Consider the following 17242-nt stretch of genomic DNA (forward strand, 5'->3'; position numbering starts at 1 on the left):
GTTCTGGCAAGCAACCTTCATGCCGACATCCTGTCCGACCTGGCGGCCGCACTTGGTGGTTCGCTCGGTATCGGCTCGACGGCGAACATCGACCCGTCGCGCAGTCGTCCGTCGATGTTCGAACCTATCCATGGCTCAGCCTTCGATATCACCGGCAAGGGCGTCGCCAATCCGCTCGGTTCGTTCTGGACGGCAAGCCTGATGCTTGATCATCTCGGCGAGCAGCCTGCGGCGCGTCGCCTTATGGCGGCGATTGAAACCGTCACCGATCGAGGCGAATATCTCAGCCCGGACCTTGGCGGCTCAGCGCGCACCGCCGAGGTCACTGCCGCCGTGATTGCTGCGCTCTCGGGTGTAAACAGCACGAGCTCATCCCGCTTGACCGGATAGGGGCTACAGTCACCGTTGCCTGTTTGCAGATGCCCGCGCGATGGACTCCCCTCCCTAGGGGCGCGCCATAGGCGTGGACTTGCTGACGGGTCGGCCAGCGGCTGACGGCTTCGCAACCCGAAACTTCCGGCTGCGCGGTTATCTCGCTGCAGTTTCGCCGGCGCTTTGCTCGTGTATCAGATCTTGCAGTCTTCGCATTCGCTTTGTCGCCGTGGAGAGTCTTTCTGCTATAGCGCCCAATAAACCGCCCATCCGCAAAATTGAAGTATCCGGTAATTTAGCAAGAGAATATGTAATTCGCTGTGATGGAGCCTGGAAAACAAATGTTAGACAAAGTGAATTGAGATAATATCATTCTCCCTCTTGCCCTAAGCTGGATTCTTGTGCAACTTTTGCGATCTCTGGTGGGCGGGCATCGAGCGATGCACGGAGAGGGACAACGATACTCGCTTGGCCGGGCTGTCGGCTTATTCGCCCTGACCAAGTAATTCCCCACAAGCTGGCCTGAGCCGCTGAGTGCGTGATCCGTCTGTCGTCTGCTGCAGAGCAGGCGCCATCCCGGTCCGGCGCGCTCCTTTCGACCATCGTAGCCGGAGAAAGCAATGAAGAGATCTATCGTGGCAATCGTGCTCTCGGGCACTTTCGCGCTTACGGCGTGCCAGTCCTCATCGGATTCGACCGTTCGAGAGCACAACTCAGAATTCGGCTGCATCGCCGGAACGGTCGGCGGCGCCGTCGTCGGTGCCCTGATCGGCAGCACCATTGGCGGCGGCAGCGGTCGCGTCCTGGCCGAGGCTGTCGGTGTTGGCGGCGGCGGCTATCTCGGTAACCAGCTTGCCTGCCAATGAGACAACAAGAAAAGGACGAGACGATGAGAGCCACAATCGCGATGACGGCATCCCTGCTGCTGTTTTGCACCGGCGCGAGCACGGCGCAGGAGGCTATGTACGAGGGCCAGAAGGACCAACTCGATGCCAATGGCAACGGTGCGGTGAACCGGCAGGAGTATCAGTCCTTTATGACAAAGGCCTTCGAAAAGCTGGACGCCGACAATGACGGCTCTCTCAGCCAGGCCGAGACCGCCAACATCCTGAGCGCGGACCAGCTCGCAGCGGCTGATATCAATGGGGACGGCCGCGTCGGTCGGGAGGAATTCATGAACCGGGTCATGAAGGACTTCGCCGCGGCCGACAAGAGCGGAGACGGCCGCTTGCAATAGTCTTCGAATGGAGAGGCAGGGATATGGCTGATCTAACCATCATCATTGGTGTCGGAATCGCCGTGATTGTCATAGCGATCCTGTCCGCCATTCTTGTCTGGCTTTGGAAAGCCATGTCGCTGGAGGTTTTGGTCTGAAGGCAATGAAACTTCCAGCACCTGTGGGAGCTCGCCATGCTGCGCCGATTGTCCATCCGCTCCAAGCTGCTAGCCATCCTGCTTTTGGGCGGCATTGCGTGCACGGCCGCGACCGGCCTTGTCGCCGATCGCAGTGGATCCCAATCACTGGGTGCATCGATCTTTGGTCAGCTGACGACTTTAAGGGAGAGCAAGAAATCCGAGGTGGAGCGCTACTTCGCAGAGCTTGAGCGGCAGTTCGTTGTCTTATCGCGAGCTCCTGCCACGATCGACGCCATGGTCGCCTTCACCAGCGGATACAAGACATTGCAAGGCGAGCACGAGCCGCCGCCCGAGCTCTTGTCCTTCTATGAAAAGGATTACCTGCCGAAGATCGAGAGCTTGGTCGAAGGTGAGTTGAGCGCCGCCTCCTATATGCCGACCGATCCGTTGGCGCTGCGTCTCCAGACCGATTACATCGCTCGCAACAGCTTTCCCGTCGACGAGAAGCAGAAGTTGCTCTCCGCCGGGACTGGAACGTCCTACGACATTGCGCACGAACGCTATCATCCCTTCCTCACGCGGGCTGCCGAAGCCAGCAATCTCAGCGACATCATGCTCGTCGATGCGCAGACCGGCACGGTCGTCTACACGATCTATAAAGGCATCGATTTCGGCAGTAATGTCGTCGACGGTCCGCTCGCGCAGTCGGGCATCGGCCGCGCGTTTGCATCAGCCTTGCGCGACGGGACCTCAGACGGTTCCGTCGTACTGGAAGACTTCAGGGCGTATCCACCCAGCCTTCTCGCCCCAGCCGCTTTCATAGCCGTGCCGATAATTCGCGATGGGCAGACGCTCGGGATACTGATCGCCGAAGTCTCAAAAGACGATCTCGACGCCGTCATGACTTCGCACGGGCGATGGGCGGATGTGGGTCTCGGCAAAACCGGCGAAGCCTTTCTCGTCGGCCCGGACCACAGGATGCGCAGTGGCTCGCGCTTTCAAAGGGAAACTCCCGATTCTTACTTTGCCGCATTGAGCAGAGTCGGCATCAGTGATGCGGACATCGAACGCATCCGCCGCTTCAATTCCGCGGTTCTGAACCAACCCGACAATAGCCGGGCCGCCGAAGAGGCGCTCAGGGGTCAGTCAGGAACGGACATCCTCCAAGATTATCGCGGTGTCGATGTCCTGGCCTCCTGGGCACCGATCGATGTCCTGGGGACACGCTGGGCCATTCTTGCCAAGATGGATGTCGCGGAGGCGCTCGCGCCTGTCAGCGAGTTCCGGCGGCGCGTGGTCCAGGTCGCGGCGGCCGCCGCCGCCGTCCTCACCCTTGTCTCACTTTTTGCGGCAGGTGCATTCACCCGGCCAATCCGTGAAGTGCTGGCCGGCGTCAATCGACTCGCCGCCGGTGACGAGAAGACACGAATTCCCGTCAACGGCAGCGACGAATTCAGCGAACTCAGTCGCGCGTTCAATACCATGGCCGACGAGATTGCCACACGCAGCGACAAGATCGCCCAGAAGACCGGCGAGTATGAAGCGCTCTTGCGCAACGTCTTTCCCGAAATCGTCGCCGAGCGGATCAAAATGGGCGAGGAATCGGTGGCCGAGGTCGTCAAGAACGTCGCGGTCACGGTGATCGATATCGACGGTATCAACGTGCTTGTCACCGACGCGACACAGGACACATTGAAGGCTGTCAACGAACTGATCAGCGACATAGATGAGGCGGCGTTGGACGCCGGCGTGGAGAAAACCCACTCGTTCGGCGAAACGTATATTGCCGCCTGCGGACTCTCGACGCCTCGGCTGGATGGTGCGCGGCGAATCCTTTCCTTCATCGCGGCGGTGGCCGAGATAGCGGAGCGCCACAGCCGTAACTGGAGCATACCGCTCACGGTCAAGGCCGCGGTCGCGCTCGGCGACGTGGAAGTCGGCCTCGTCGGCCAGCAACGCACGGTCTATAGCATGTGGGGCCTGACGGTGCTCACGGCACGCCGCATCGTCTTCGACGCCGATGCCAATTCCGTGCGCATCACGAAGCCGGTCCTGGAGCAACTGCCGGATACGGATGGCTTCGTGAAGAAGCCATCCATCCCGATCAACCGGGCCGAGGCCGTGGATACTTGGCAAGGCCCCATCGCTGCGGCGTCGTCTGTCACCGCGGCTGCATGATGTGATTGTCATGACAAACATCCCGTGGTCCAGCTTTCTCGCGTGGGCGGCCGTTGTCGTCCTCGGCTATCCTCTCGTTACCCTTGTCCTTTCCGAGGTCACCCGGCGCATGGAGGGCTCCGAAACCACCCGCCCGCTGAAGGTGATCCAGAATGCCGTTCTGCCTGCTGTCGCCTTATGGGTCTTGATCCATAAGCTTTCGTCGCTTCCTTCCGACGGCGTAGCCTTCAAGGTCATCGATACCATTGTCGGCATACTCGTGCTCTATGCGGTCCTGCTGATCGGGCAGACCGTTCTCCTGGCGGCGAGACGTGCGGTCGATGGACGGGCTCAGGCGCCCAGGCTTTTCCACGAGCTCGGCGCAGTCTTCATCGTCATCGTGGGCGGCGCTTTCATCATCTCCACGGTGTGGGATATCAAGCTTACGACGCTGTTCGGCGCGCTCGGCGTCGGATCGGTCGTCCTCGGGCTGGCGCTACAAAGCGTGATCGGCGGTCTCGCCAATGGCCTCATCGTGCTCTCCGGCCGACATTTCGCCATCGGCGACTGGCTGCGTCTCGACCAGGGCTACGCCAAGGTCGTTCAGGTCGACTGGCGTGCCGTGACCCTGGAAGCCGGCGGGGAGCGGATCGCCGTGCCGAGTTCGAAGATTGCAGGAGACACCTTGCGGATCGTGCGAAACGGGCAACCGTTCGGGGCAGGCACGTCGATCGTCGTTCCTTCGGCCTATCCTCCGGACCAGGTTATCGCTGCCTTGACCGAGGCCGCGCGAAGCATTCCAGAGAGCATCGGTCCCGACAGCGCCAGCTGCCAGGTCGCGGAATGGACTGCCGGCGGTATTCGCTATGCAGTGGGTGTGTTGGTGGACGAGCCGGGCAAGATAGGCCGTGCATGCAACACGCTTCTCGACCGCATCTGGCACGTTCTGCCGCGACACGGCATCTCCCTCATGCGGACCGGGGACGGCAAGGTCGTCGAAGTGATTGGCGGTGCGTTCGACTGGGGAGTGACGGCCGAGGAGCGCGTTCGGTTGATCGTCAGCAGCGGTGCACTGCGCGGCCCGGTGACCGGTATCGAGGAGCTTGCCGAAGCGTCGCGGATCGAACGCTACGCGCCTGGTGAACTATTGCTCGCACACGGCGCGCCCGCCACCGCCTTCTACATTCTGCTTAACGGCAGCCTCTCGACTGCGATCGATACAGCCGGCGGCCCCCGCGTCGTTGATCGGCTGTCCCCCGGGCAGATGTTTGCCATCCGCCAGATTTTTCGCGGGACGCCAAGCCCGGTGAGCCTCGTGGCGGACGAAGCTAGCGAGGTGATCGCTATTCCTGATTCAGCCATGCAGCGTATGCTGGACAAGAACCACAAGCTGGCCACCGATATCGACGCCGCAATCGACAGCCGCGCCGATATGATGAGAGCATTGATCTCGAACGGAGCTGATGTGGAGACGGCCGACACGGCCGAGCGCGCTAGAAGTCGTGCCTGATCCATCTGTCGGCTGCCGGTCAGCACAGGTGTGTTGTCGGAGTGCTTTTCCAGCCGGAGCAGCTCGTACTGCGTTGGGTCATCGGGACAGAGGCCGGTCGAGAATTGAAGGAAGGGAGATGCGACCTGCCCGGCAGTTCTTGCCAAGGTTTTGGGCTGTGCGGCCGCGGCCGCCGGCTCGCTATGGCGCGCACGGCAGCGCCGGTTGGCGATCCGCGCTGTGACCGGTCGGTGGCACGGTTTCCTACTCCGCTGTGCCAGCTTTTTTTCTGCGCCGATTGGTGTGCGACTGCGCGACCGCGATTTTTAACTCGGGTGTGATCTCCAACGGCGCATTCTCTGCCCCATGTGGGTTCTGTAGCCCTTCGACGTGGACGGTCGGGAACGGGAGTTCGATGCCCTGCTCCTTGAAGACTTGGCGGAGGCGTACATAGAATTTGCGTTTCATACCGAAGGCGCCTCCCGGTCTGGTTGTGACCTTGACCCTCAATACGATGCCGTACTCGCCGAACTCTTGTACGCCCTGCATCTTGATCGGTGAAAGCACCCAGGGTTTGAATTCGGGATCTTCCGCCAGTTCGAGGCCGATTCGCTTGATCAGCTTGCGAGCGAAGTCGATATCGGTGTCATAGCCGACGGTGATGTTGAATTTGTCGGTAACCCAGTCACGGCTCTGGTTCTGGACTGCCCCGAGTTCACCGAAAGGTATTGTGAACAGCGAGCCACGATGGTGGCGCAGCTTCACCGAGCGCAGCGAAAAGCTCTCCACCGTTCCCACATAACGGCCGGCTGTAATGTATTCGCCAACACGAAACGCATCATCGAGCAGAAAAAACACGCCCGAAATGACGTCCTTGACCAGGGTTTGTGCTCCAAATCCCACAGCGACACCAACGACGCCGGCGCCAGCGATCAGCGGGCCGATCTCGATACCCATTGAAGCGAGTATCATCAGCACCGCCATCACGACGATCACTGCGAGCAGAATGTTTTGGATGATCGGCAAGAGCGTGCGCAACCGCGCCTGCTGCGGATCGACGATTGGCATCTCCTCGTCGCCGATCTCCGCGTGCGGCGTTTCGATGCCCAGCTTTCTCTCGATCAAAGCTTTGATGATCGACCAGCCGAAATCGGCTGCGAGTGCAATGACCACGATATTGATCAAGCCGCGCAATATGAGCGTGGTCGTCGTGTTGCTGTCCTGCATGGACTGCATGTTCAGACCCCAGACACGGGCGAGAACGTAAGCCGCCGCCAGGATCAAAATCATCCGGATTCCGCGATCGATGACAGCGATCGTCAGCGCCGGGATCGTAGGCCGGCCAGCATCTTCCGAACCCGGCCGCAGGACGAAATTGACCCCGCGTTGCGTCAGCACGATTGTCAAAGGCAGGAAGAATGCGGCGAAGGTAAACCAGAACAATATGGGAAGGCCGGCGATGCGCAGCAGGAACAGGACGACGAAGTAAGCCGTCAAAAACCATGTCGCTCCGGTGTGACCCGCTTGGTTCGCACCGTCTCGCTGCGTTCTTGGCCGACGCCAAACGGCAAGCAAAAGGAGCAACAGCAGTGCGGAATCGGCACCCACTGACAGGACCAGCATCCCGTCCTGATCGATGCCGAGACCCGGCAAGAGGATAAACGCGGCGCCGAAGAAGGCGAAGACGCCGACGATCCGGGGCAGCCAATAGAACCAATGGTCAGCCGTCTCGTTGGTGATCGGCAAAGCGCGAACCTCGACGGCGTTCTCGACCTGCATGAAGGAAGGGACGAGCATGGCTGCGAGGTACATGCGCACACCCGCTGTAACGACTGCAGCCATCAGAAATGTCAGCACGATCTCGCGGATAAGCATTGGCCAGTCGAACAACATGAACGCGCCAGCGCTGCCAAGCGCGAACGAGACGATCAGCAGGCTGGAATAAAGCGTGCGACCACCAATCTTCTTGGCCCGCCCAATGGGCGTATCCTTCGGCTGCGCGATGATCCAAAGACGAAACGGACGGGTGAGCCTGTACGTTGCCCAGGTAAGCGCCACGCCGGCAGCGATGAACATTGCGATCAGCAAAAGCACGCCGGCAGGCCGCCTGCCGGACATATCCTCCATGGTCTCTGCCCGAACACGCGCGAACTGGCCTGGCAGCAGGGGCAAAGTTCGCACGATTCTTTCGATATGATGCTTGATCCGGTCGAGCGTCGAGGACGCCATCGTATTCATCTGGCCTGGTGCGGCCACGGCGTCGGACGATGCGGCGGCCGGCGAAGCTCCTGCCTTGGCAGGCGCTCCCGTTGACCCGGCGTCCCGATTTCGTTGTTCGGCCATCCAGGCCTTCACCGACGGATCGTCGAGAAGCTCGAATAGCTGTTTGACCCTTTCAGGCGGGACGGTCGCCGGCGCCTGCGCCTGCGCCTGCGCCGGGCCAGCCAACGAGAGGGCGATCCCAAAGACGAGGGACCTGGCGATCAGGAAAAACATCGCGGTCAGATATCCGAGATGTCGTGTCGGGCGCGCCAGGTTCCTGGCTCCCAATCGTCGAATCATTGATTCGGGGCAGCTTGCCATTCAATGTATATAGACGATGACATAGCGCCCTTGGTAGGGCTGATAGTAGCTGCTGCCGCAGTGCCAGAGCACGGTGCCGTTGATCGAAGTCTTCACACACGCCGCCGGCAGCCTGCTTACGTAGACAGTCGAACGGCGGATCGTTCGGCGTGTGGTACGCCTCGCAACCCCTGCTACACTGCCTGGCGTGAGTGGGCGACCAACTCGCGCCTGTGCGTCGCCGACGAAAGGGGCGAAGGGCGTAACGGCGTCGACAAGCCCTCCAAACATCAAGGCGACGACGATTCCGGCGGCGCCGGTCAATCTCAAGCTAAATCTTGTCATTTTGCGTCCTCCCAGAAACTCACCACTCCGTGCGTTTAGATTCGCGTCCGATGCAACCATGCGTCCGACGCAAACCAGAGCCGAACCCGAAACCGGGCTTGCTCTCTGGCCCAGCGGGCCAGGGGCAATGCACTTACTATTTTAGAATATACTAATTTGATGATGCGACTTCTATCCGGATTGCGCAAATTCCATCGATGACGGGGATGCAATTTCGAGGACTGCACTGTGCCCTGGTCACGATCTTCCGGCGCGCTGGAGTGTTTCCTTGGGAGACTCACCGAAGAACAGGCGATAGTTGGCGGCGAAGCGGCCCAAATGGTTGACCCCCACATCCATTGCGATCGTTGTAACGCTCAAGCCGTTTGCACGGGCAGTGGTAAGGAGCCGTCTGGCTTCGTTGAGGCGGAGCGCTCTGATGAATTCGAGCGGGGTTACAGCGAATGTGGTGCGAAAGGCGTACTCGAGCTGTCGACGGCTGACACCGATTTCCTTGCACAGTCGAACAATGGGTATGTCTTCCCGGATATGCGTGCGAATGAAATCCTCGGCCGCCGACGCTTGTCTAAAATGATGACTCGCGGAACCTTCTGTCCCGGTCTCACGACTATCTGCGCCCGCGAAGGCGTCAGCCACCACTCCCAGGTATTCCACGAATGCACCTGGCGGTTGCTTTGGCAGAACCGAATCGCTTGCAACTGTCGCGAGGTGGTCTGCCATCGACTTCATCTGGCTTCGGATTGTTTGCGCTTCACCGGCGGTGAGCCGAACTGCCGTAGGGCGATCGCTGATCTGTTCGAGGACCGTCCCTGCAACAACCGACTGGATTTCCATCCAGGTCGAGGTCGGAACAATGGCGACTGCGTAGGTGAGGCCGGGCCGGACCGTTGCCGTCACGCTCGTGCCGGCAGGGATTGCCAGGACCAAGTCGTCTTCGAGCGGGATGCCGCATATCGTCGACCCACAGGCCCGCTCGATGGCCACTAACGCCACGGAGCCGCGATCGAAACCGCCATTGGCGCGGAAGGCGCAATTGAATTCGGGCAGGTCGAGCGCCCACTTGCCGGGGGACTGGATTTGCCGGATGCGCGAGGGAAGCCAGCCGGTCGAAAGCCTGTCGACCTTCACGGGCAGACCGGAGGCGGCGCTGGTCAGGTCGTCAGGGCCAAGCAGCACATCCCTGTACGAAGGCGATGAAGGCCAGGCGGTCAAAAATACGTCCTTTGCGCAAAGTGGATAGCGGGACGGTTGTATTAGGTGTACCTTAAATTCGAATTGCGCGAGATCAATCGGCGCAAAATATGGCCGACGCACGGCTGGTGGGGACTGTGGACGAAATAGATATGGTTCAGACGGGTTCGCCGAGAACATCGAGCGTCTTTGCCATGATTATCGTGCAGCGTCGGGACCGGAGGGGCGAATGGCGCAAGACGTTGATATGTTGATCCGTCAAGTTCCGCTGCATCGCCGCCGAATTGACCTAGCGCAAATCGAGATTTCATCTAGTCTCCGATGCCGTATCGAATATGACTCGGTGCATAGTTCACAGCGGTGTCTTCGCCACCAGCAAGTGGGCTACAGGGAGGAAAGATGGGGACTCTCATGAACAAATTTCGCTCCGCCGCCTTGGGGACGGCAGCGGTGTCTCTACTTTGTGCGGCCAATGCGTTTGCGGCAGACACGACCAAGCAGCAACAGGATGAAGGCTGGACGGTTACTGTCGCGCCGTATCTGTGGGCATCGGGAATCAACGGCGAAAGCGGCCTCTTCGGGTTCCCGCCTCAGGATGTCGATGTGAGCTTCAGCGACGTGCTGCAGCACCTCAAATTCGGCTTCATGGGGGTTACGGAAGCCCGCAATGGACGTTTCACCATCAGCACGGACATAGTCTACGCCAGGCTCAACGCCGACATAGACACCCCCCGGGGGATCCTCGCTTCAAACGTCGATGCAACCGTGAGCACTTTCATGGGGACGGCGCTCGGTGGTTACAGCGTGTACTATCAGGATGGGACGAATTTCGATCTGGTGGCCGGCGCCCGCCTCTGGTCGGTCGACAACCGTTTCGAGTTCCACGGCGGCGCGCTTGACGGCACTTCGGCGAGCGACGGCGATACATGGGTCGATCCGGTGATCGGCGCCAAATTCAAGGCCGATGTCGGTAACGGAATTTACCTTGCCGGCTGGGGCCTGGTCGGTGGTTTCGGCGCGGGGTCCAAGTCCATGTGGGACGTAATGGGTGGCGCCGGTTATCAATTCAACGAAAAGACGTCGATGTTTGTCGGTTATCGGGCTGTGCACGACAATTATAGTCACGACGGCTTCGTGAATAAACTCACCCAGCAGGGACCGATGCTGGGGTTCACGTATAAATTCTCGGTCCAATAAAGGATTGAGACGGAGTGGTTGGTTCGTGGCGCTTGCGTTTAGCTGGACTGCCAAGTGATGGCGGAGAGGGCATCGGCTGCTGCGCGGCAGCGGTGTGCTTACTGGTCGGAAAACAGAAACACAGGTCCTGAAAGCTTCGGCCTTCAGGGAGGCGTGACGTTTATACCTCAAAAAGCGTTACCCAAAAGGGGAGAAGGGCGGAGAGTATGAGTATCGATCGAGACTTCCCGGCTGAAGCCGGTATGACCAACAAAATCACACGGCGCGACGCATTGATGGCCGGCACGGCGGCGGCCGTTTCACGATTTGCCGTTCCTGCCGGCCTCTCAGGGGCGCTTGCCGGCCTCGCCGGTGTTCAGGCCGCGGCGGCCGAGCCATCGCGACCCAACATCGTCTTCATCGTTACCGACGATCAGGGCTGGAAAGACGTCGGCTACCATGGCTCAGACATCAAGACGCCCAACATCGATAAGCTTGCCGCAGAGGGGGCGAAGCTCGAGGAATATTACGTGCAGCCGATGTGCACACCAACGCGTTGCGCCCTCATGACCGGCCGCTATCCGCTACGCTACGGTATGCAGGTTGGCGTTGTCCCTGCTGCGGGGACCTATGGCCTTCCGCTTGACGAAACCCTTCTTCCGCAAGTCCTCAAAGATGCCGGTTATCGAACGGCGATGAGCGGTAAATGGCATCTTGGCCATGCCAAGACGGATTATTGGCCGAAACAACGTGGGTTTGATTCATTCTACGGGGCAACCGTAGGCGAGATCGATCATTTCAAACATGCTTCGCACGGTATCCCAGACTGGTACCGAAACAACAAGCCGATCAAGGAGCAGGGCTTCGACAACATCCTGTTCGGTCGGGAGGCCGTCCGGGTCATCAACACGCACGATCAGAAAAAGCCCCTCTTTCTCTACCTCGCCTTCACCGCGCCCCACACGCCCTTCCAGGCTCCGAAGGAGTATCTCGACCGGTACAAGAATATCCCGGACGAGAACCGGAGAGCCTATGCCGCCATGATCTCCGTGATCGATGACGAGGTGGGAAACGTCGTGGCCGCCCTCGAGAAGAAGGGGATTCGCGACAACACTCTTATCGTTTTCATGAGCGACAATGGCGGCGTCGTCAACTCGATGTTTACGGGGGACACGAAGGTAAACGGCAAGCTGCCTGCGGATAACGGCCCCTATCGTGACGGCAAAGGCACTATCTATGAAGGGGGCACCCGCTCGGTTGCCTTCATGAACTGGCCCGGCAAGATCAAGCCTGGTGTCTTCAATGGCCTTATGCACGTCGTTGACATGTTGCCAACGCTGTCCGGGCTAGCCGGTGCCAAGCCTGGCAAGGACAAACCGCTGGACGGCATGGATATGTGGCCGGCCATCAGCGAGGGCAAACCTTCGCCGCGCACTGAGATTGTCTACAACGTTGATCCGATGGCCGGCGCGGTGCGTGAGGGCGATTGGAAATTGGTATGGGCAGCAGCGTTGCCGCAAAAGATAGAGCTTTTCAATTTGGCGCAGGACAAATCGGAAGCGACCAATCTGGCCGACAAAAATCCGGATAAAGTCAAGGAGTTGCAGGCAAGGATTACGGAACTCGCAACCCAGATGAAGCCTCCGCTGTTGCTGATGGAAGCCGTGCGGTTGACGTACTTCACACCGTTGGTGACGCCAAGCCCGGAAGATATGTTTGCCGCGGGAGATTGAAAGGCAGATGAGTTCTGCCGTTCAGACGAGGCCGCCCAATGACTGAGGCACGACTTGCCGCAAAGCCGGCAGCCTCGTCGCATGGCGATATGCTCTGGATCCCCGGCGGCGAGTTCCTGATGGGCTCGAACAGCCACTATCCGGAGGAGGCGCCGGCGCATCGCGTCGTCGTCGGCGGCTTCTGGATGGATCGCACGACGGTCACGAATGCCGAATTCAGGCGCTTCGTCGAGGCGACCGGCTACGTTACGCTGGCCGAGCGCCCTGCAAATGCGGCTGACTATCCCGGAGCCAGCGTCGATTCGTTGGCTCCGGCTTCAGCCCTGTTCGTCAGGCCGCCGCGCGGCATTGATCGCAGCAATCACTACAACTGGTGGGCTTACGTCCGGGGAGCAAATTGGCGGCATCCACGCGGGCCAGCCAGTGGCCTCAAGGGGCTCGAGGGCCATCCTGTCGTGCACATCGCCTACGAGGACGCCGAAGCCTATGCCAACTGGGCGGGAAAGGCGCTGCCGACCGAGGCCGAGTGGGAGTTTGCCGCGCGCGGCGGGTTGGAAGGCGCCGAATTCGTATGGGGCGACGAACTGACCCCCGGCGGCCAGCATATGGCCAACACCTATCAGGGCGAGTTTCCATTCCGCAACGATTGCGAGGACGGCTACGAATGGACCGCGCCGGTCGCCTCGTTCCCGGCAAACGGCTATGGCCTCTACGACATGGCCGGCAATGTCTGGCAGTGGACTGTCGACTGGTACCAGGAGCACCGGCAGATCGAGAGCCCGTGCTGCACGATGACCAATCCGCGCGGCGGCGAGCGCGAGGCAAGCTATGACCCGCTGACGCCCGACATCAGGATCCCGCGCAAGGTGACCAAGGGCGGATCCTTCCTATGTGCTCCCAGCTACTGTCGACGTTACCGCCCGGCCGCTCGCATGGCTCAGCCCGTGGATACGTCCACCTGTCACCTTGGCTTTCGTTGCATCGCGCGTTCGTCGTGAGGGGAGCGTGCTTGTGCTCGGCCGATGTCAGCGCGTGAAGGCATCCACAAAGGGTAAGCAATGGCGCGGTCTAGACCGTTATGCAGGCACGCCGTAGGAAGTATATCGGCTCTCTTCCTTGCGCTGACGGCGTGCGCGACAGGGCCCGAGGGCGTTCTTACGCCGATCCCCGCGAGCCTGGTCTCGCCGGCGGCCTCGGATGTTACGATGCTGGTTGCGACCAGCCGCAAGCCTTCCGGCGATCCGGCGACCTTGTTCACGGGCGAGCGAAGCCCGGCACTTTCCTTGACCGACCTCACCATCTCAATCCCGCCGAACCGTGCGCCCGGCACGGTCGAATGGCCGAAAAAGCTGCCGCCCGATCCCCGAAAGGACTTCGCCGTCGTTGCCGCGAAAAACCTGTCGATCCCCGAAGCTCACAAATGGCTGCATTCTCATAATTCGAACGGCCATGTTCTCGTCTTCGTGCATGGCTTTAACAACAGGTATGAGGATTCGGTTTTCCGCTTCGCGCAGTTTGTGAGTGACTCAGATGCGAAGGTCACGCCTATCCTCTTCACGTGGCCGTCGCGCGCCAGTGTGCTCGGCTACAACTACGACAAGGAGAGCACCAATTTTTCACGCACCGCATTCGAGCGGACGTTGAAGGCCTTGACTGACGACCGCGGCGTGACGGACGTCACGGTCATGGCGCACTCGATGGGCACCTGGCTCGCGATGGAATCATTGAGGCAGATGGCGTTGGAGGACGGGCGCGTTTCGCCCAAGATCAGGAACGTCATCCTGGCATCTCCCGATCTGGACGTGGATGTCTTCGGCCGCCAGTGGACCGAGCTCGGACCGAAAAAGCCGAAGTTCACCATCACCGTCTCACGGGACGATCGGGCGCTTGCCGTTTCGCGTCTGATCAGGCAATGTCGATAGGGTGGGGCAGGCTGATCCGTCAAAGAAGCCGTACAAATCGAAGCTTGAGGCGGCCGGAATAACGGTTCTGGATCTGACCGACGTGAAGACCGCGGATCGCTTGAACCACAGCAAGTTTGCCGAAAGTCCTGAGATCGTTCAGTTGCTTGGGGCGCAACTCGCTTCCGGCCAAAGCTTGACGGACCAGAGAGTGGGCCTTGGCGACGAGCTTGGCCTGGTGGTCGCCGGCACGGTCGACACGATCGGCAACGCCGCGGCAACGACGGTCAGCGCGCCCATTGCGGCGGTTGAGGGGAACACGAACAAACCGCCGCCCGACGACCTGGAGACGATACTGAAGGGCGATGCGACGACGCAGTGATTCGTAGCCCCAGTGTTTACTCGGTTCTTCGTGGCTGCGGAAAATCGTCAGCGCTGGGACTGCGCTACTCCGTTGAGGCGATAAGGTTGGTGATTGCACATTCGCCGGGAACAATGCAGCCTAGCCTTGAGGCTCGAAACCTACCTCCCGGGGCGGGACCATGCAGGAAGGACACGCAGCACAGCAGCCGGTGCAGAAGTCATGACACGCGCCCAGTTGGCCGGCGTCATCCTGGGCTTGTCGCTGGTAGCGGCGCTTACAATTGTCCGGGCGCGCGACCCGCAGCCGTTGAGACTGGCCCGCGAAGCGACGTTCGACCAATATCAGAGGCTGGCACCTCGCCACTTCGAGTCGATGCCCGTGCGCGTGGTCGACATCGACGAGGCCTCATTGCAGCAGTTCGGGCAGTGGCCGTGGCCCAGGGATCGCATGGCGGCTCTGGTCGAGAAACTGACGGAGCTTGGTGCGGCAGCCATCGCATTCGACATCCTTTTCGCCGAGCCCGATCGTCTGTCGCCTCGCACTGTCGTCCGCGACGTGCCAGGCATCGATCCTGCCGTGCTCGACCGCCTGCCCGACAACGACGAGATCTTCGCCCGGTCGATCGCCGGCAAACCAGTTATCCTGGGTTACGGCATCTCCAACGAAGGGAACTATCGTCCGCGAATGAAGGCTGGCATCGCCTTTACGGGCGAAAGCCCGGTCGATGCTCCTCCCCATATCAAGGCAGCCACACCGTTGCGGCCGCAGCTTGAGGCCAATGCCGCCGGCATCGGACACATCAGCCTCAATCCGGGCAGGTCGACCGCTGTTGTGAGGGCAACTCCACTTTTTCTGACTGATGGCGAGCAGCTTTATCCGGATCTTGCCCTCGAAGCCATGAGGGTAGCGCAAGGCGCCTCCACCTATCTCATTGCCGGCGCGCCGGATCGGCAGGGCATAATGACCTCCGTCAAGATCGGCGACTTCATTATCCCGGTGACCTCGGCCGGCGAACTCTGGCTCTATGTCAGTCCCGACAGGGCGGAACGGTATGTTTCGGCGAAGGACGTGCTCGCACCCGACGGCGTCTCGCCCGAAACAAGGGCCGCGATCGACGGCAGCATTGTGTTTGTCGGTACTTCCGCCGCCGGGCTCCAGGATATTCGTGTCACGGCACTCGGTGAGAACGTGCCGGGCGTCTCGCTCCACGCGCAGATGGTTGAACAGATACTGTCCGGCCACTATCTGTCGCGGCCCGACTGGGCAAACGGGCTGGAAATCGCGTCGATCGCGATGCTGGGCATCCTTTTGGTGATTCTCACGATTTTCGTAAGCCCCGCGATTGCGCTCGCCTGCGGCCTGGCGATCACGGGCCTGGCGCTCGTCGCATCATGGCTCGCCTTTTCGCTTGCGGGACTGCTGTTCGACCCGTTTGCGCCGATCGTCATGGGCACGATCACGCATTTCGCGACAACCTCTTTCCGCTTCCTGGTGACTGATCGGGAGCGGCGCGCGATCCGGCGGGCCTTCGGCCAATATTTGTCGCCATCGCTTCTCTACCGCATCGAGCACACGCGCAACGCACTTCGTCTTGGCGGAGACGACCGCGAGCTGACCGTGATGTTTGTCGATGTGCGCAACTTCACCGAGATCAGCGAAAGACTGCCGCCCACAGCTGTCGTGCGGTTTCTGAACACGCTTCTCGACGCGCTCAGCCGTCATGTCACCGCCAATGAAGGCACACTCGACAAGTTCATCGGCGATTCGATCATGGCCTTTTGGAATGCCCCGGTCGATGTCACCGACCATCCTACCAAGGCCGTTCGCGCGGCATTGGCCATGCGCGAGACGATTGCCCGCCTCAACGAAAGCGATGCATTCGGATTCGGGGCCGGGCAGACGGTTCGCATCGGTATCGGAATCCATACCGGCGTCGCCTGCGTCGGAAACATGGGTGCGGAGTCGCGATTCAACTATTCGGCCGTTGGCGACGCGGTGAACATAGCAGCGCGTATCGAGACAGCCTGCAAGACGGTGAGTTTCGACATCCTCGCATCCGACGACACAGTAAGATCACTGCCAGGCTGGGCCTTGCTCGACGCGGGATCGCTGGAGCTCAAGGGAAAGAGCTCCAGGACCAGAATCAGTGCCGTCGTCGGCGATGAAAATGTTGCGTCGTCGCCCGATTTTGCGGAATTGCGGCTTCTCCACGGCAAGCTCGTCGAGGCGTTGCAATCGCGCTTGCCAGGCAGCCGAAAGATCATCGCGGCGGCCAAAGCCAAGGCTGCAAGCCTGCCGGCAGGCTTGCAGGACTTCTATGGCCGGATAGCGCGTAGAGCGGATGATTTTGTTGCCAAAGGGGCGGCAGCGGCGGTGGAAGTGAATGCCGGCTATGCCGAACAACAATTCGGCTCCGGTTCCTGACCTGCGTTCATACAGGGCGGTCGACCGCCTGACTCGCTGCTGTTCAAGGGCAATGATGTGGTCCACCCCGACGTAGAGGCGAGTTAGCCCCGGCCGGGCGGCGAAGTCGAATATCGGACTCGCCAAGAAAAAGAGCGGCTATCCGTGGCTCTTGCCGTTGCCACCGCCCTTG

The 17242-nt window shown here is 60.4% G+C and carries 12 protein-coding genes and 1 pseudogene; 10 read left to right on the plus strand and 3 right to left on the minus strand.

What is annotated here, in order from left to right:
- The 5 genes from EOA38_RS01730 to EOA38_RS01750 all read left to right on the plus strand — a co-directional run.
- Positions 1 to 390 (plus strand): isocitrate/isopropylmalate family dehydrogenase (locus EOA38_RS01730; RefSeq protein ID WP_245480724.1); only part of this gene is annotated, 390 nt, incomplete at its 5' end.
- A 602-nt stretch (positions 391 to 992) separates the two neighbouring features.
- Positions 993 to 1238, plus strand: a complete 246-nt coding sequence (locus tag EOA38_RS01735; protein ID WP_126090217.1) for a glycine zipper 2TM domain-containing protein — start codon at positions 993 to 995, stop codon at positions 1236 to 1238.
- Between the two features lie 41 nt (positions 1239 to 1279).
- The gene (locus EOA38_RS01740) at positions 1280 to 1609 is read left to right on the plus strand and encodes an EF-hand domain-containing protein (protein ID WP_245480725.1); all 330 of its coding nucleotides are present in this window, start codon (positions 1280 to 1282) and stop codon (positions 1607 to 1609) included.
- Between the two features lie 173 nt (positions 1610 to 1782).
- A complete protein-coding gene (locus tag EOA38_RS01745) occupies positions 1783 to 3906 on the plus strand; it encodes an adenylate/guanylate cyclase domain-containing protein (protein ID WP_127298284.1) in 2124 nt (707 codons plus the stop codon).
- A 10-nt stretch (positions 3907 to 3916) separates the two neighbouring features.
- On the plus strand, positions 3917 to 5395 hold the full coding sequence (locus EOA38_RS01750; RefSeq protein ID WP_127298285.1) for a mechanosensitive ion channel family protein: 1479 nt from the start codon (positions 3917 to 3919) through the stop codon (positions 5393 to 5395).
- 243 nt (positions 5396 to 5638) lie between these two features.
- On the opposite strand, the gene EOA38_RS01755 is transcribed toward EOA38_RS01750, so the two are convergent.
- From EOA38_RS01755 to EOA38_RS01765, 3 genes are all read right to left on the minus strand, one after another.
- Positions 5639 to 7870 carry a mechanosensitive ion channel family protein gene (locus tag EOA38_RS01755; RefSeq protein ID WP_127298286.1) on the minus strand — a complete coding sequence of 744 codons (2232 nt, stop codon included), beginning with the start codon at positions 7868 to 7870 and terminating at the stop codon, positions 5639 to 5641.
- An 87-nt stretch (positions 7871 to 7957) separates the two neighbouring features.
- Positions 7958 to 8227, minus strand: coding sequence for a hypothetical protein (locus EOA38_RS01760; RefSeq protein ID WP_245480726.1), 270 nt, complete (start codon positions 8225 to 8227; stop codon positions 7958 to 7960).
- A gap of 291 nt (positions 8228 to 8518) precedes the next feature.
- Entirely contained in the window at positions 8519 to 9493 is a 975-nt protein-coding gene (locus EOA38_RS01765; protein ID WP_189434376.1) for a helix-turn-helix domain-containing protein, read from the minus strand.
- A 390-nt stretch (positions 9494 to 9883) separates the two neighbouring features.
- On the opposite strand from EOA38_RS01765, the gene EOA38_RS01770 reads away from it, so the two are divergent.
- The 5 genes and pseudogenes from EOA38_RS01770 (at position 9884) to EOA38_RS01790 (ending at position 17070) form a co-directional block, all read left to right on the plus strand.
- Positions 9884 to 10669, plus strand: coding sequence for a hypothetical protein (locus EOA38_RS01770; RefSeq protein ID WP_127298289.1), 786 nt, complete (start codon positions 9884 to 9886; stop codon positions 10667 to 10669).
- Positions 10670 to 10875: 206 nt separating this feature from the next.
- Entirely contained in the window at positions 10876 to 12381 is a 1506-nt protein-coding gene (locus tag EOA38_RS01775) for an arylsulfatase (protein ID WP_127298290.1), read from the plus strand.
- A gap of 38 nt (positions 12382 to 12419) precedes the next feature.
- Positions 12420 to 13379 carry a formylglycine-generating enzyme family protein gene (locus tag EOA38_RS01780; protein WP_189434378.1) on the plus strand — a complete coding sequence of 320 codons (960 nt, stop codon included), beginning with the start codon at positions 12420 to 12422 and terminating at the stop codon, positions 13377 to 13379.
- A gap of 60 nt (positions 13380 to 13439) precedes the next feature.
- Positions 13440 to 14664, plus strand: a pseudogene (locus tag EOA38_RS01785) (alpha/beta hydrolase).
- Between the two features lie 201 nt (positions 14665 to 14865).
- Positions 14866 to 17070 carry an adenylate/guanylate cyclase domain-containing protein gene (locus tag EOA38_RS01790; RefSeq protein ID WP_127298291.1) on the plus strand — a complete coding sequence of 735 codons (2205 nt, stop codon included), beginning with the start codon at positions 14866 to 14868 and terminating at the stop codon, positions 17068 to 17070.
- The last annotated feature ends 172 nt before the right edge of the window (positions 17071 to 17242 follow it).

The sequence above is a fragment of the Mesorhizobium sp. M1E.F.Ca.ET.041.01.1.1 genome (assembly GCF_003997355.1).
Classification (GTDB): Bacteria; Pseudomonadota; Alphaproteobacteria; order Rhizobiales; family Rhizobiaceae; genus Mesorhizobium.

Coding starts and splice junctions, on each gene's coding strand:
- EOA38_RS01760 (WP_245480726.1), bottom strand. CDS start 8,227: ATGTTTGGAGGGCTTGTCGACGCCGTTACGCCCTTCGCCCCTTTCGTC.
- EOA38_RS01780 (WP_189434378.1), top strand. CDS start 12,420: ATGACTGAGGCACGACTTGCCGCAAAGCCGGCAGCCTCGTCGCATGGC.
- EOA38_RS01790 (WP_127298291.1), top strand. CDS start 14,866: ATGACACGCGCCCAGTTGGCCGGCGTCATCCTGGGCTTGTCGCTGGTA.
- EOA38_RS01745 (WP_127298284.1), top strand. CDS start 1,783: ATGCTGCGCCGATTGTCCATCCGCTCCAAGCTGCTAGCCATCCTGCTT.
- EOA38_RS01735 (WP_126090217.1), top strand. CDS start 993: ATGAAGAGATCTATCGTGGCAATCGTGCTCTCGGGCACTTTCGCGCTT.
- EOA38_RS01770 (WP_127298289.1), top strand. CDS start 9,884: ATGAACAAATTTCGCTCCGCCGCCTTGGGGACGGCAGCGGTGTCTCTA.
- EOA38_RS01755 (WP_127298286.1), bottom strand. CDS start 7,870: ATGTTTTTCCTGATCGCCAGGTCCCTCGTCTTTGGGATCGCCCTCTCG.
- EOA38_RS01775 (WP_127298290.1), top strand. CDS start 10,876: ATGAGTATCGATCGAGACTTCCCGGCTGAAGCCGGTATGACCAACAAA.
- EOA38_RS01740 (WP_245480725.1), top strand. CDS start 1,280: ATGACGGCATCCCTGCTGCTGTTTTGCACCGGCGCGAGCACGGCGCAG.
- EOA38_RS01750 (WP_127298285.1), top strand. CDS start 3,917: ATGACAAACATCCCGTGGTCCAGCTTTCTCGCGTGGGCGGCCGTTGTC.